General features: G+C 71.9%; 14 protein-coding genes and 1 riboswitch. Of the genes, 10 read left to right on the top strand and 4 right to left on the bottom strand.

From position 1 onward, the window contains the following. Nucleotides 1–136: 136 nt before the first annotated feature. The 3 genes from ACN28A_RS04270 to ACN28A_RS04280 all read left to right on the top strand — a co-directional run bounded on the left by ACN28A_RS04270 (nt 137) and on the right by ACN28A_RS04280 (nt 2,254). Entirely contained in the window at nt 137–994 is an 858-nt protein-coding gene (locus ACN28A_RS04270; RefSeq protein ID WP_421392524.1) for a helix-turn-helix domain-containing protein, read from the top strand. A 162-nt stretch (nt 995–1,156) separates the two neighbouring features. After that, a complete protein-coding gene (locus ACN28A_RS04275; RefSeq protein WP_421392525.1) occupies nt 1,157–1,504 on the top strand; it encodes a hypothetical protein in 348 nt (115 codons plus the stop codon). Nucleotides 1,505–2,059: 555 nt separating this feature from the next. Then, entirely contained in the window at nt 2,060–2,254 is a 195-nt protein-coding gene (locus ACN28A_RS04280) for a DUF397 domain-containing protein (RefSeq protein WP_421392528.1), read from the top strand. Between the two features lie 22 nt (nt 2,255–2,276). Here the strand turns inward: ACN28A_RS04280 and ACN28A_RS04285 are convergent, their stop codons facing one another. The 4 genes from ACN28A_RS04285 to ACN28A_RS04300 form a co-directional block, all read right to left on the bottom strand. After that, nucleotides 2,277–4,559: a hypothetical protein gene (locus ACN28A_RS04285; RefSeq protein WP_421392529.1), complete on the bottom strand. Its 2,283-nt coding sequence runs from the start codon at nt 4,557–4,559 to the stop codon at nt 2,277–2,279. Next, nucleotides 4,556–5,686, bottom strand: coding sequence for a glycosyltransferase family 2 protein (locus ACN28A_RS04290; protein WP_421392531.1), 1,131 nt, complete (start codon nt 5,684–5,686; stop codon nt 4,556–4,558). The genes ACN28A_RS04285 and ACN28A_RS04290 overlap by 4 nt, the downstream gene beginning before the upstream one ends. 120 nt (nt 5,687–5,806) lie before the next feature. Beyond that, nucleotides 5,807–7,543, bottom strand: a complete 1,737-nt coding sequence (locus ACN28A_RS04295) for a glycoside hydrolase family 3 protein (RefSeq protein WP_421392533.1) — start codon at nt 7,541–7,543, stop codon at nt 5,807–5,809. 217 nt (nt 7,544–7,760) lie between these two features. Further along, nucleotides 7,761–8,252: a DUF3145 domain-containing protein gene (locus ACN28A_RS04300; protein WP_421392535.1), complete on the bottom strand. Its 492-nt coding sequence runs from the start codon at nt 8,250–8,252 to the stop codon at nt 7,761–7,763. A gap of 293 nt (nt 8,253–8,545) precedes the next feature. On the opposite strand from ACN28A_RS04300, the gene ACN28A_RS04305 reads away from it, so the two are divergent. From ACN28A_RS04305 to ACN28A_RS04335, 7 genes are all read left to right on the top strand, one after another. Next, on the top strand, nt 8,546–8,875 hold the full coding sequence (locus ACN28A_RS04305; RefSeq protein WP_278063448.1) for a hypothetical protein: 330 nt from the start codon (nt 8,546–8,548) through the stop codon (nt 8,873–8,875). 233 nt (nt 8,876–9,108) lie between these two features. Further along, complete coding sequence (locus ACN28A_RS04310; RefSeq protein ID WP_421404137.1) at nt 9,109–10,158, top strand: alpha/beta fold hydrolase; 1,050 nt, start codon at nt 9,109–9,111, stop codon at nt 10,156–10,158. Between the two features lie 164 nt (nt 10,159–10,322). Beyond that, entirely contained in the window at nt 10,323–12,446 is a 2,124-nt protein-coding gene (locus ACN28A_RS04315) for a HelD family protein (RefSeq protein ID WP_421392538.1), read from the top strand. Nucleotides 12,447–13,086: 640 nt separating this feature from the next. After that, a complete protein-coding gene (locus ACN28A_RS04320; RefSeq protein ID WP_421392540.1) occupies nt 13,087–13,362 on the top strand; it encodes a hypothetical protein in 276 nt (91 codons plus the stop codon). Nucleotides 13,363–13,389: 27 nt separating this feature from the next. After that, nucleotides 13,390–13,761: a hypothetical protein gene (locus tag ACN28A_RS04325; RefSeq protein WP_421392543.1), complete on the top strand. Its 372-nt coding sequence runs from the start codon at nt 13,390–13,392 to the stop codon at nt 13,759–13,761. Between the two features lie 124 nt (nt 13,762–13,885). Further along, nucleotides 13,886–14,275, top strand: a complete 390-nt coding sequence (locus tag ACN28A_RS04330) for a hypothetical protein (RefSeq protein WP_421392545.1) — start codon at nt 13,886–13,888, stop codon at nt 14,273–14,275. 123 nt (nt 14,276–14,398) lie between these two features. Further along, a complete protein-coding gene (locus ACN28A_RS04335) occupies nt 14,399–14,602 on the top strand; it encodes a hypothetical protein (RefSeq protein WP_421392547.1) in 204 nt (67 codons plus the stop codon). A gap of 246 nt (nt 14,603–14,848) precedes the next feature. Continuing rightward, nucleotides 14,849–14,977, top strand: a riboswitch (cyclic di-AMP (ydaO/yuaA leader). Nucleotides 14,978–14,983 lie beyond the last annotated feature (6 nt).

Genomic DNA, 14,983 nt, shown 5'->3' on the forward strand with positions numbered 1-14,983 from the left:
GCGGGCGCCACGAATAACCCGGACCGCATACGGCGGTAAGCTGTATGCAGGACGGGTAACCCGATGATCAAACTACTCTACGCGAGGACCCATGGTGATGACTGAGCGTCCACGATCCGCTGCGGAGCGTCGAAGATTGACCCGGAGACTCCGCCAGCTGCGCGCCCAGGCAGACCTCACCCAGACCGACGTGGCCAACCGGCTCGACTGGTCGCAGTCCAAGGTGAACCGGATCGAACTCGGCGAGGTCGCAATTACCCGCACCGACCTCGGGGCACTGCTCCAGGTCTATGGGTTGGACGACCCGAAAGCCGTCGCCGAGCTGCTCGACATGGCCAAGACCGCGCGCCAGCAGAACTTCGCCGAATACCGTGACATCTTCGCCAGGGAATTCCTCCACTTCCTCGAATTCGAGGGACTGGCGGACCACATCATGCACTACGAGTCGAATGTCGTCCCCGGACCGCTGCAAACTCCGGAATACGCCCGGGCGACCCTGCGGGCCGTGCGGATGGTCGATTCCCTGCCGGTGCGGGACCGCAGGGAGGTCGAGCACGTGATCGAGCGGAAGGTCCGGGTCCGGATGGAACGCAAGCGGCTGCTGATCCAGGAGTCCGACGCCGTCAAGGCGGAATTCATCCTCAACGAGGGGATCCTCCGCCGTGCCGTCGGCGCGGAGAGCGGACAGCCCGACCTGATGACCGACCAACTGGCGCATCTCGCGGAACTCGCCGAGGTGCCGAATGTCGACGTACGCGTACTGCCGTCGAGCCGGGGCGCGCACCCGGGGCTCCAGGGGGGCTTCGTGGTGCTGGAACTGCCCGAGCCGTACGGCGATTCACTGCTCTACATGGAGAACAGCGCGGGGGAACTGTCGACCCGGGACCAACCCGACAAGGTCGACCAGTTTGTGAAGGTGTTCGACCAACTCCGGGCCCGCGCGGTCACCCTCGCGGACGTGGAGTGGGAAACCACAAGCCGAACGGTGGGCTAGCACCGTGTTCTGGCGGGTCGCCGATTGCCGGGCCGGTCGACGCGCCTCCGCCCTCTCCCCACGGAGTGACCCAGTGACCACCACCTCGACGCCCGCTCGGCGACCGGTGTGTCCGGGCCGGCCAGCGCCGGCCCGGCGTTACAAGCTGCCCGGAGTACGACCGTGACCACCCCGGTGCCCCCGGGCCGGCCGGCCGGCGGGCCGTCGGAGTCGTGGGCCGCGGGGGTGCTGCGCGAGGCGGTCGGCGACAGTTGGAAGCTGTTCCGGGCGATAGCGATAATGGTTGCTGTCACCGCCTGCCTGGGCTTCCTCTTCGGCTGGCTCGACTCGTTGAAGGTCCTGATCGTGGTCGGCGGCGGCGTCGTGACGATGGTCTGCCGGACCATCACGAAGGTCGCGCAGAGCCGGGCCGAACAGCGCCGGGTCAGCGATGCATCCGCCGAACCCGCGCCTCGACTTCCCGAACGTGATTCAGGACCGGAGTGGAATAGATCCCCCCGGCTGCACTGACAAGTGCCACCGTTACGGCGAAGGTAACGACTTTCGCCGCACCGCCGAGATTGCCGAGTGCCCGCGCCAATAGCTCTGCGGTGAGCAGTGCCGCCATGCCGGTTGCCACGCCGTAGACCGCGAGGCGCAGAGCCGAGGGATCGTCGTCATTCGTCGATGAACTTCGGCCGTTCGGAGGATACCGTCGAACACCAGTTCGCCCGCTGATCTCTCCTCTGGCCTTCACGCTCATCGCTTCCCGAGATACAACACGGCCTCCTCGTCCTGGCCCCCAGCATAGAGTCCTCCGCCCGTTCCGTCTCCCCGGAACGACAAGATCACTCGCCCCGGCGGTGTCAGATAGTGGGCACCCGTGATGACCTGCCCAGATCGACAGTGGCCAACGCCTCCGCGCTGGATTCTGCCTCGCCGTCCTCCTTACACTGGCGGAATCTGGAATCCCCTCGCATCCAGCGGCCCCGATTTCCAAAGGCGGTCTGAGCGGCCCGCTGAGTTCGTTGTGGGGGCATCCGAACAGCGGCGCTGAGGGCCGCGCCACGGCGAGGAGGCACGTTGGTGGCGTCAGAGCAGCCCGAGATCATCTGGCGGAGGAGTTCCCGGAGCATCGAGGGCAACTGCGTGGAAGCCACACTCACCCTGCGTGAAGTGGTCGCCGTCAGGGACTCGAAGGACCCGTCGGTGCAACTACGCTTCGCAACCGGCCCATGGTCCGCCTTCCTGGGCCGCATCCGCGCCGACGGCTTCGGCTGAACCGCCCCCGGCGGACGGCGGTTCAGCGCAGCTGGTAGACGGCCATCCGGCCGTTGTCGTAGCGCAGCCGGGCCAGCCAGCCCAGCTCCGGCGACTCCACCCCCACCGACCGGTCCACCACCAGCCACCGCACGGAGTGCCGGTCGCGCAGCTCCCGCAGGCCGGCCTCGGTCGGGGAGGTGAACGCCTCGTCGTTGCGCCGCAGCAGCTCCTGGTCCCAGAACGGGGTGTACGCCCCCGACGACGCGACCCGGGGCGCGAACCCCCAGCCCTCGACCAGCACCCGGCGCTCGGCGTACGCGCTGAGCCAGAACGAGCGCGCGTCGCACCAGCCGTTCACCACCGCCAGGCAGTGCACGTTCGTCGCCAGCACGTCGCCGGGTGCACTGTGGTCCCGGGCCCACCGGGCGGCGTCGACCCGGCTCTTCGGCAGCGAGATGTTCGCGTACGCGCCGCCGTTCGGGGAGCGTTCCGACTTGCGCATGTCCATCAGCAGGCCGGGTGCCCCGACCACCAGGACGGCGGTGAGCAGGGCGATCGCGCCCCGCCGGTGCAGCGCCTGGATGCCGAGACCTGCCGGCAGCCAGATCCCGGCGGCGACCACCGCCAGCACGGCGAGCGCACCCGACCACCACAGCAGCGGGCGCAGCCAGTCGAACATGGTCTGCCCGTCCGCCGGCCCGGCATAGCGGAACTGGACCGCCACCAGCACGCCGGCCAGGGCCAGGGCGCCCAGCCCGAGCACCGTGCCGGACCGCCGGGTCAGCCCGGCCCGGTCGGCCACCAGCAGGTAGCCCCAGGCGGAGAGGACGACCGCGAAGGTGAAGCCGGCCCGGGTGAAGTACTGGTTCGCCCCGCCCGGCTGGTTCAGCAGCAGGTAGAGCAGCGGACCGGCCAGCGCACCGCCGAGCAGGAACCACTGCACCGGCTCGAGCCGCCCCCGGCGCAGCCAGAGCAGCGGCACGATGCCCACCACCCGCAGCTGCATGTTCACCAGGAAGGCGGCGACCACGGCGAGGTAGGCAAGCGGCAACGGCCAGCCGCCCGGCGGCGGCGTCCAGTACGGCTCCAGGCTGTTGGCCAGCGGATCGACCCCCATCCCGTACGCCTTGAACCGGTAGAGCACGGCGGTGGCGAAGAGCTGCGCGGCGGCGGTGGCCAGTCCGGCACCCACCACCGCCCACGGGATCCGCCGGGTGGCGACCAGCAGCACGAGCGCGGTGAACGCCAGGGCCAGCCCGACCACCGGCAGGGAGCTGGCCTTCGCCCCGCTGGAGGCGAGCATCAGCAGCGGGGCGAGCACGAACGCACCCCGGCCGATCGCCGCGACCGGCCGGTCCGGACGCCGGTCCACCACGTCGGCGAGTACGGCGATCAGCGCGATAAGCAGCACCCAGCTGTAGATCATCGACATGCCGTGCCAGATCACGAAGGACGCCTGGGTGCCGAACGGCATGGTCACCGGGTCGGTGAAGTTGGTCTCGCCGATCACGAAGAAGAGCACCGCCGCGACCGCACCGACCGCCGGCCGGCCGCTGACCCGCCAGCCGAGTACGGCGGTGAGCACGATCGCCGCCGCGCAGAGCGCCGGGATGGTCAGCCGCAGCGCCACCACCGGCAGGTCGATCCCGCCGACCAGGCTGGTCGCGGCCATGTGCACGTAGCCGAACCAGTGGTAGTCGAGCCGTTCGGCGGCGACCTGCGGCAGGTGGATCGGGAACTGGTGCTTCGCCTCGCCGGCCAGCGAGAGCTGGTAGGCGAGGTCGAGGTACTGGTGGGTCTCCTCCGAGGTGGGCAGCACCGGGTTGCGTTCCAGGAAGGTGCTGGACAGATAGCTGGTGAAGAAGGCCACCGCCCCGGCCACCGTCCAGGACCAGCCCACCGGGGCCCGCCGGGGGTAGTTCCGGACCAGCCAGTGCCGGCGCAGTCGGGGCACCGCCAGGAATACCGCGACGATCGCCGCCGGCCAGGTCCAGAGCCAGCCGGCCAGGCCGAGCCAGGCGTACAGCGCCCAGGCGGGCAGTTCCAGCACCAGCCCGACGGCGGCGCCCATCGCCACGTCCTCGACCAGGGTGTGCGGCCGGCGGCGCAGCGCCCGGTAGACCAGGGTGCCCGGGAGGATCAGGGCCAGCAGCAGGTAGCCGGCGTACCGGAGCAGGTCGGTGGCGGCGGTGTCGGCGGCCAGCAGTACCGCGGCGAAGTAACCGGTGCCGACCAGCAGCGGCGCCCAGCGGAGCAGTGCGGCGGCCCGCGCCGGTGCGGCCGGGGTGGCGGAGTCCGCCACCGCCGCTTCGGTAGCGGTCACCGGACCACCCGTACGCCGCCGTCCCGGGCGGCCGGGGTGCCCGGACCGGCCGGCGGCGCCGCCGGAGCGGCGGAGACCGGAGCCACCTCCTGCTCGACCTCCGCGACCGTCTCGACCGCCTCGACCCGCTCGACCACGACCGGCTCGACCGGGTCGAGCCCCTCGGCCGGGTCGGGCCCGTCGACCACCGCCTCGGCGGTGTCCGAGCCGACGAAGTACGCCGGCCGGCCCTGTACCGCCGCGTAGATCCGGGCGATGTACTCGCCGAGCAGCCCGAGACAGAGCAACTGGACGGCGCCGAGGAAGAGCACCGCCACGTAGAGCGAGGCCCAGCCGGTGACCGTGGAGTCGCGGAAGTACATGACGATCGCGAAGACCACCATGACCGTGCAGAGCAGCATCCCGCCGGCACCGAGCCAGGTCGCCACCCGCAGCGGCGCCTCGGAGAAGCTGGTGATGCTGTCGGTGGCCAGCCGGAACATCCGGGACAGCGAGTACTTGGTGTTGCCGGCCGCCCGCGCCTCGCGGACGTAACTCACCTCGCCGCTGGGAAAGCCCAGCCAGGGCACCACCAGCCGGAGCACCGGGCGGCGTTCGGGCAGCTCCCGCAGGGCTTCCACGGTGGCCCGGCTGAGCAGCCGGAAGTCACCCGCCTGGGCCGGTACGGCGTTGCCGACGAGCCGGCGCACCAGCCGGTAGTACAGCCCGGCGGTGGAGCGCTTGAAGCGGGTGTCGGTGGAGCGGTCGGCGCGTACTCCGTAGACGATGTCCAGGCCCTCGGTCCGGGCCAGCCGCAGCATCTCGACGAGTACCTCCGGCGGGTCCTGGAGGTCGGCGTCGATGCTGGCGACGTAGCCGCCCCGGGCCCGGAACAGCCCGGCGATGAGTGCCGCCTGGTGACCGCTGTTGCGGCGCAACCGGACGATCCGCAGTTGCGGCCAGCCGCGCCGCATCCCGACCAGCACCACCGGGGTGGCGTCGGTGCTGCCGTCGTCGACGGCGACCACCTCGTACGGCTCGCCGAGCCCGTCCAGCACCGGCCGCAGCCGTTCGGCCAGCAACGGGAGGACGCTCTCCTCGTTGTAGATCGGCACGACCACGGAGAGGGTCGGCACCCGGCCAGTCACCGCCGTACACCCCCGTCTCGCGAGATCTTCGGACAGTCGAACGCTACCAGCCGGTCCAGTGACCGAGCTCACCAGCGGCCGGGGGTCACCGGGGCGGTTCGCCCGGGTTTCGTCGACGAGTCAGGAGCAGGTGGTCCGGGGCAGCTTGCCGACCGGCACCGGGGAGCGCCCGGTGGGCCGGGCCCGGCCGGCCAGCACGTCGGCGAGCGCGGCCAACGCCGCCGGAGTCGACGAGTACGTCGCCAGCAGCACCTTCGAGCCGGCCTTGCCGAGCAGGTACGGGGTGTCCATCGCCACCGTCACCGCCGCGTCGGCGCGCAGGTCACCGGTGCCGTCGCCGTACCCGACGAGGTGCACCACGGCACCGCCGGACGGGGTGACCCGGACCCCGGCGGCCCGGAGCGCCTCCTTGAGCCGGTCCCGGCTGCGTTCCCGGCCGCCGGCCGCGGTCACCGTCACCGGCCCGGTCAGCAGCGGCGCGGCGCAGCTGCCGCGCAGCAGCGTGACCGACGCCGCCGCCGCCCGCCGGGCGGCCTCCTGGTGGCCGGCGCTGTTCACCGTGCCCATCTCCGGCCGGGGCTGCCCGGCCAGCCGGAACTTCAGCGTCAGCACCCGGGTCACCGCCTCCAGCAACCGGGCCCGGGGCAGCGAGCCGTCCCGCAGCGCGGCCAGCACCCCGTCGTACGCCTGGGTCACGTTCGGCGGCATCAGCACCAGGTCGTTGCCGGCGTTCAACGCCCGCACGGCGGTCGTCCCCGGCGGCTGCTTCGCCACCGCCGCCATGTCCATCGCGTCGGTCACCAGCACGCCGCTGAACTTGAGCTGCCCGCGCAGCACGTCGGTGAGCAGCTTGCGGGAGAAGGTGGCCGGCACCCCCGGGTCGACGGCCCGCACGTCGAGGTGCCCGGCCATCACCAGCCAGGCCCCGGCGTCGATCCCGGCCGCGAACGGGGGCAGCGCGGTCGACTCCAGCTTCTTCCGGTCGGCGGTGACCACCGGCAGGCCCTTGTGCGAGTCGGCGGCGGTCTGCCCGTGCCCGGGGAAGTGCTTGAGGGTGGCCCCGACGCCCGCGCCCTGTAGCCCGCGTACGGCGGCGCCGACCTGCGCTCCGGCCGCCTTCGGGTCCGACCCGTACGACCGGGAGCCGATCACCCTGCTGTTCGCCTCGAGTACGTCGGCGCTGGGCGCGAAGTCGACGTTCACCCCGAGGGCGGCGAGTTCGGTGCCGGCGGCCCGCCAGGCCGACTCGGTGAGCGCCGGGTCGCCGGCCGCGCCGAAGGCCATCGGGCTGGGCAGGTTGGTCACCCCTTCGGAGATCCGGGTGACCACCCCGAACTCCTGGTCGATGCCGATCAGCGCACCGGCGGCACCGGCCGGCAGTTTTCCGGCGGCGGCCTGGATGCCGGCGGTCAGCTCGCGTACCTGCGCCGGGTTGTCGACGTTCGTGGTCGGCTGGGTGTCGCTGGTCGGGTCGTCGGCGGAGAAGCCGACCAGGATCAGCCCGCCCAGCCGGTACTTCGCGATCATCTCGGCCGGTGTCTCGACCCCGGCCAACTTCCGGTTGCCGGCCGCCGAGCCGCCGGAGACCTTCGTCGCCGAGCTGCCGTAGGCGTACGGCATCAGGACCTGGCCGACCAGGTCCTCGTCGGCGAGGGTGCCGGCCAGCTGCGCCGCCCGGACCGCCGGGTCCGGTGAGGGCGTGACCGCGGCGGCGGTCGGCGACGACGACGGCGACCCGGGCGCGGCCGGCGTCTGCGGCTGCCGCGAGCCGGCGCAGCCGGAGACGACCAGGGCGGTGACGATCAGGCCGCTGACGAGGGGAAGCACGATCCGAGCGCGCCGGAGGGGAGTCGACACGCCCGCTATCCCACCAGCCCGGCACCGGCCGGGCAACTTGACCAAGGACCCGGCGGACCGGGGTACGCCCCGCCCCGGACCAGCGCGGGGGCCGGTCCGGGCCGCTCTGCCGACGTGACCGACCCACACGGCCGGCCGCAGCTCACCGACCCACACGGCCGGCCGTAGCTCGCCGACCCGACGCGGCCAGCCGCGCTCGTCGGGACGGACCGCCGGCTCAGCCGACCCGGGTGAGCAGGGTGACCGGGGCACCGTCACCGGCGTACCGGTAGGGCTCCAGCTCGGCGTCCCAGGCGGTACCCATCGCCTTGTCGAGCGCGTGCGCCAGCGCCTCCGGGGCGCGGGCCGACGCCATGATCGCGCGCAGCCGGTCCTCGCCGAGCTGGATGTCGCCGGCCGCTCCGGTGGTGGCCCGGAAGAGCCCCCGGCCGGGCACGTACATGAAACGCTCACCGTCGACGCCGGGACTCGGCTCCTCGGTGACCTCGAAGCGGATCATCGGCCACTGTCTCAGGGCAGCCGCCAGCTCCGCGCCGGTCCCTGGCCGGCCGGACCACCCGCACTCCGCCCGACGGGCGCCCGGATCGACCGGCTGGGCCGTCCAGTGCAGGGTGACCGGCGCGGTGAGGACGCGCGCGATCGCCCACTCGACGTGCTGACACACGGCGAGTGGGGTCGAGTGGACGTATACGACGCCACGCGTTGGCACGGTGACCTCCCGGAGAGCGAGGTGCGTCTTCCCCTACGACCTCGACCTCGGCGGGTGATCTCGTGTGATTGCTGGAACACATGATGACGCTTGTGACGGATGGTACGCCAGGGATTCACGAAACTGCCCCGGGGGAATAGCCGTACCGGTGACGGTAGTTGGACCGCACGTCAGTGGCGGTAGCCGTCCGGCCATCGCCGTGGTCGTGTAAAATTTGCCCGGCGGCGTCTGCCGCTCAGGCTTGTCCCCTCGGACTTCCCAAGTCCTCCCGTACGTCTTCAAGGAGTACCCCCGTGGCGAGCAACACCTCCAAGACCGCGCGCGCATCCGTCCGTGCCGGCCAGGCAGGCCAGGGTGGCGCCCTGAGCGTGCTCGGCGAGTTCAAGTACCTCATCCCGCTCAACGGCGGCAAGCACGCCTACGTGCGGAACCTGACCAACGGCAAGACCTCGCACCTGCGCACCGACTCCGAGGCCTTCGTCGAGGAGATCCGGGTGCTGGCCGGTGCCGGGCACGCCGCCAAGCTCCGTGCCGAGCTGAACAACCTGGCCGCGACGTACCCGGCCGACGGCTGGGACACCACCGAGAAGCGGCTGGTCGAGGCCGGCGTCTTCGAGGCCTGAGCCGCACCGGCACGCAGTCCAGCGCACCATCCGTAACGCCCCGACCGGGATCATCCCGCGTCGGGGCGTTCACCTGTCCGGCACCAGTCCCGCACCTGTCCGGCCGACGGCTCCGGCCGAGACTCCGACCGACGACTCCGGCCGGTCCGGACCGCGGGATGATTCGCCGGGACGCCGGGCGGGTATCCCTGATCCCGTGGCGCCCGGCCACCGGGCTCGACGCGGAGGTGACCATGCCCGATCCGGCCTCGGTACGGCTCACCGACGGCGTACGGCTGCACGTCGACGTCTCGGGCCCGGAGTCCGCGCCGCTGACGGTGGTGCTGCTGCACGGCTGGACCCTGGACGGGCGCACCTGGCACCGCCAGGTCGACGCGCTGCGCCAGCGGTACGGCGACGCCGTACGGGTGGTCCGGTACGACGCGCGCGGGCACGGCCGCTCCGGACCCAGCACGCTGGGCACGGCCACCCTCGACCAGCTCGGCGACGACCTCGCCGAGGTACTCGCCCAGGTGGCCCCGACCGGGCCGGTGGTGCTGGCCGGGCACTCGATGGGCGGCATGACGGTGATGGAGTACGCCCACCGGCACCCGGGCGACTTCGCCCGCCGGGTCGCCGGACTCGTCCTGGTGGCCACCACCGCCGAGGGCCACACGCACACCTGCTACGGCGTACCCGCACCGCTGGCCCGGCTGATCCGGATCGCCGAGACCAACTGTGCCGGGGTACTCGCCCGGTTCGGCGGCTGGCGCACCCCGCCGCCCCTGCTGCACGTGCTCCGCCCGACGCTGCGCTGGCTGCTCTTCGGCGACGACTGCGACCCCGCCGACATCCGGCTCACCACCTCGGCGGTGGCCCGCGCCTCGCTGGTCTCGATCGGCGGGTTCCGGCCCTCGATCGGGGCACAGCGCCGGCTGGAGACGCTCACCGCCCTCGGCGACCTGCCGGTGGCGGCCCTGGTCGGCGACCGCGACCGGCTCACCCCGCCACCCTGCACGGTGTCGATCACCGAGGCGCTGCCCTCGACCGAGCTGACGATCTGCCCCGGCGCCGGCCACATGCTGATGCTGGAGCGCCCCGACGAGGTCACCGCCGCCCTGCACTCGGTCGTCGACCGGGTCCGGCCGGTCCGGAGGATCTCCCGGAAGGCGGCCGCCACCGCCAACCGGCGCAGGCGGGCCAGGATCGTCTCCGAGCAGCCCAGGAGGGCCGGCGCAACGCACGGCGTACCGCGCCCGGCCCCCGGGACGGCCGACCTGCGCGCCGGTGCGGCCGGACGCTGAACCGGCACGACCGCGACCACGAGCGCGCCCGGACCTGGCGTGGCCGAACCGGTCGGCGCCGGCACGGCGTACCCTCGCTTCCTGGCAATTCGGCGCGCGGGGCGTCCGGACCCGGGGGTCGGACGCGCCGGGTCGCCGCAGATCGATCTCCGGGAGCAGACGCGTTGACCGACCACCACACCACGCTTCAGCAGGAGATCGAAGTCGAGCAGCGTCACCTGGACCGGGTCTACGCCCGGCTGGCGCAGTTGCGGCACTCCGCCGTACTCGCCGAGCGGGAGGGCTACCAGCTCGCCAGGGTCGGCAACTTCGGCGCACTCGTGGAGCGGGACGCGATGGTCTTCCACGCCGCCCGGCGCCGGCACACCCTGGACGCCGAACACGAGGGGCTGGTCTTCGGCCGGCTGGACCTGGGCACCGGGCAGGTGCTGCACGTCGGCCGGCTCGGCGTACGCGGTGAACACGCCGAACCGCTGGTGGTGGACTGGCGGGCACCGGCCGCCGCCGCCTTCTACCAGGCCACGGCGGCGGAACCGCGCGGCGTCGTACGCCGTCGGGTGATCACCTCCAGCGGCGAGCGGGTGACCCGGATCTCCGACGACCTGCTCGACCCGGCGGCGGCGCCGGAGGGGATGCGGGTGGTCGGCGACGGCGCCATGCTGGCCGACCTGTCCCGGACCACCGGCCGGCAGATGCGGGACATCGTCGCCACGATCCAGCAGGAGCAGGACGAGGCGATCCGCTCCCCGGCCGGCGGGGTGACGATGGTCTCCGGCGGGCCGGGCACCGGAAAGACGGCGGTGGCCCTGCACCGGGCCGCCTACCTGCTCTACTCCGACCGGGGCAGGTTCGCCGGCGGCGGGGTGCTGGTGGTCGGCCCGTCCGCCGTCTTCGTCGACTACATCGCCTCGGTGCTGCCGTCGCTCGGCGAGAACGCCGCCACCCTGCACTCGCTCGGCTCGCTCTTCGATCAGGTGGCGGCCACCCGCACCGACCCGGTGGCCGTCGCCGCGGTCAAGGGCTCGCTGCGGATGCGCCGGGTGCTGGAGCGGGCGGTCCGGGACCAGGTGCCGGACGCCCCCGGCGAGCTGCGGCTGCTCTACCGGGGTGAGCTGCTCCGGCTCTCCACCGCCGAGCTGGAGCGGATCCGGACCCGGGCGCTGCCGCCGGGCGCCCGGCGCAACGAGGTCCGCCGGGCCGGCTTCGACGGCATCTTCGCCGCGCTCTGGGCGCAGGCCCAGCAGCTGCGGGTCGGCCGGCTGCCCGACCAGCGGAGCTTCGAGGACGACATCGCCGAGCGCCAGGAGTTCCGGGACTTCCTGCGGGCCTGGTGGCCCCGGCTGCATCCCCGGCACGTGCTGCCCTGGCTGGCCCGGCCGGAGCGGCTGCGCCGGTACGCCGCCGGAATCCTGTCGAACGCCGAGATCCGGCTGCTCACCGAGGCGTACCGGTCGGCGGGCGGTGCGGAGCTGACCGTTGCCGATGTCGCACTGCTCGACGAACTCGACCACCTGCTCGGCCGGCCGCCCCGCCCGGCGAAGCGCCGCCGCGACCCGTACCAGCTGACCGGCGGGGTGCGCGAGGTGACCACCTACGCCGACCGGCAGCGCGCCGCCCGGTCCGGCCGGGACGCCGCCGCCGAGCGGCCCGCCGACTACCGCGAGTACGCGCACGTGGTGGTCGACGAGGCCCAGGACGTCTCCCCGATGCAGTGGCGGATGCTGGGCCGGCGCGGCCGGCTCGCCTCCTGGACGGTGGTCGGCGATCCGGCGCAGACCGCCTGGACCGGCGACCCGGCGGAGCTGACCCGGGCCCGGGACAAGGCGCTGGGCCGGCGTCCCCGGCACGAGTTCACGCTCACCACCAACTACCGCAACTCGGCGGAGATCTTCGCGGCGGCGGCCCGGGTGATCCGGGAGGTCTCCCCCGACCTGCCGCTGCCGGTCGCGGTCCGGGCCACCGGGGTGCAGCCGGTCGAGCTGGTGGTGCCGGCCGCCGAGCTGCCGGACGCGGTCCGGGAGGCGGCGGCAAAACTGCTCGCCGAGGTCGACGGGACGGTCGGGGTGATCAGCTCCGCCGCCCGCCGGGCCGAGGTCGCCGACTGGCTGGAGCCCGCCGGCCCGCGCCTGTCGGTGGTCGACACCATGCAGGCGAAGGGCCTGGAGTACGACGGGGTCGTGCTTGTCGGCCCGTCGGAGATCCGGGCCGACTCGGCGGCCGGGGTGCGCACCCTCTATGTCGCGCTCTCCCGGGCCACCCAGCGACTCACCACGGTCGAACCGGCCTGACGGTTCCCGGGCTCGGCCGCCCCGGTCTGACGACTGTTGGGTGGGCCAGCGCGGTCGGACGCCGGAGCGGTGTCGGTTGCCGGAGCGGGTCGGTTGCCGGAGCGGGTGGGGACCGTCCCGCTGGCGGCCACTGAGATGACGAGCCCCGGGGCCCGGGGCCGGGGGCTTTCGACATTCTGACGCCGGCCGCAGCCGGCCCTGGTGCCTGGTTGCTCGGCACCTGGTTGTCGGTCGTGGGTTCGCGACGTCACCGACGACGAAGACCGCAGCCAGATCCGCGCCGGCACCGGACGGTGTCATGGCCGCCCTACGCAACGCCGCCATCAGCGCACTACAGACCGCCGGCACCACCAACATCGCCGCCGCCAACCGACACCACGCCCGCGACAGCACCCGCCCACTGGCACTAATTCGGCATCACCTAACGACTTCGCCGGAGCCCTGACACTCCACCATCCTCTCGTCAGGAGTTGCAGAAGCCATCATGAAGCCGGAATGAAACCGCTGACTGCTTGGCTGGCTACTGGTCGAGGCTGAGCGTCCGAGGGTTGTCCCCCTGATGGTGGGCGGATTCAGCCAGTTTCCTGACCGGCTGTCGGCAGTCCTCGCGGACAGGCAATCAAGAAAAGGAGCCACGTGTATGAAGATCAGACGTACCCTGATGGCGGCAGCGATCGTCGGCTCGGCAGTGCTCGCGATTGGCGGCGCCTCGATGACCGCAAGCGCTTCCGAGGTCTCCGGGCAGTCGTCGGCCGGCGAACGGGTCCTGACCCCGGCAGGATGGCGGAAACTGGGCACCTATTCCGAGGCCCAGTGCTACGAGCACGCCCGAACGTGGAATGCGAGGCCAGGCTTTTACGCCGAGTGTCGCAATGCCACTGGCATCACAGCCGAACTGTGGGTGTACCAGTACTGAGCCGTTGCCAGCAGCACCCGTACCGCCGTGACCGTATCCATCGTGGACACCGCCTGCCACGGCATCGGTGACCGCAGTCGACAAGAGAAGGAGAAAGACGTGCGTACAAGGGGAGCGCTCGCCGCGCTGCTGATGGTCGCAGGGCTTACCGTGACCGCCATGACCGGTAGCGCCGCTCATGCGTCGGCGTCGACCGGCGTCGACCGAAGCCACACCGGGTCGCCTTCCAGCGAGTCGCTGAGGCCGGTCTGGGACTACTACGCCTCCTACACGGACCTTGCGAGCTGCATAAGCAGGGGTGAGAAGGGCTATGGCGGCGGCCTGGAGTGGGAGGAGTACCAGTGCTACTACGTGGCGCCGTCCTTGTACGACTTGTACGTCAACGCATGGTGGGGCTGATTGGTTCGACCAGGACAAGCGTCCATTCCGGCCGCAGGCGACCCAAGAAGGTCCGGAGTCTCCAGACACTTCGGAGCGCTGGGGCGGCGGTACGTGTCGTGATCCGCAACTAGGGAGGAACAAAATGCCGAAACGGGTAACGGTCACACTGGCCATGGTGGCGGCGCTCCTTGCCACAATCGCATTCAGTCCCCCTGCGCAGGCTTCTCCTGCCCCTGAGACGGTCGCCTCTGCGCAAACCGTCGAACCACTCATCGACGAGCGGGCGTGTAATGCCAGTCAGCTGCCGCGTCAAATCTGGCTGACCTACACATCACGTCCGACACGGTGCTTCGGCGGCACCGTCGGTAGCTTCAACCTGGGCAACAATCCCGCGACTCCCGTCCAATGGCTCTCATCCGGGGATTACCACGGCACCATTTACTGCGTCGGCCTAACCCTGCCGTTCGGCCCAGCGACCGATGCGCTGTTGAAGAGGACATGCACTCGCCTCGAGATCCGTCCGGCAAGCTGATGTAGCTGCAACACCCACAGTGGGTGGTGGCGCGGGGTGTGCGACTGGCTATCCACTCCGCCCACCACCCCACGGTCGCCGGGTCGCCCGGGGCATTTCAGCCCGGGCTCCCACACAACGAACGTGACAGCCTTCCGTCATTGCGCTCTTCCCGCCTATCCGTCAGGACTCATTGCCGATACGGGCACGGGTTGCCGGCGGCACCCGTCGGGCAGGCAGCCCGCGCTCTGCGCCGCCCTGGCCGCCCCGGCGGCGGTACTGGCCAGCCTGCTGCCCGCCCGCCGGGCCGCCCGGGCACCCCTCGTCGCAGCCCTCGGCAACGAGTGACAGCCTGCGTCCGAACCCACCGACGGGGATGGTCAGCGCTCCCGCGACTCGCACAGTCACCATCAGAACTCACCGATAGTTAGCGGCATCTTAAGTTTCCGGCCGGTACCGGCGATATTTGTCCGGATACATCCGCCCGAAGCAGGAGGAACGTGAATTCGGCTCTGACAACTCCACGTATCCCCGGGCGGCAACTGCCGGTAGGCTCGGCTCCGGTCTCCGCCGGGCGGCGCCCTCCGGCGCCTGCGGGGGCCGTCGCCTAATCGCCACGCGGCGAGCCGGGGAACCACGTACCAGGGGTGCATCCGCGCCAGCGGTAGGGATCTTCCGTCCCGAACCCGTCAGCTAACCCGGTCGGCGGCTGACGGAAGGACACTGTCA

It is taken from the genome of Plantactinospora sp. WMMB782 (assembly GCF_049179135.1).
In the GTDB taxonomy this organism is placed as follows: Bacteria; Actinomycetota; Actinomycetes; order Mycobacteriales; family Micromonosporaceae; genus Plantactinospora.

What these genes read in the sequence shown, in the direction of transcription:
- ACN28A_RS04310 (WP_421404137.1), top strand. Translation starts at nt 9,109, where the DNA reads ATGCCCGATCCGGCCTCGGTACGGCTCACCGACGGCGTACGGCTGCAC.
- ACN28A_RS04320 (WP_421392540.1), top strand. Translation starts at nt 13,087, where the DNA reads ATGAAGATCAGACGTACCCTGATGGCGGCAGCGATCGTCGGCTCGGCA.
- ACN28A_RS04330 (WP_421392545.1), top strand. Translation starts at nt 13,886, where the DNA reads ATGCCGAAACGGGTAACGGTCACACTGGCCATGGTGGCGGCGCTCCTT.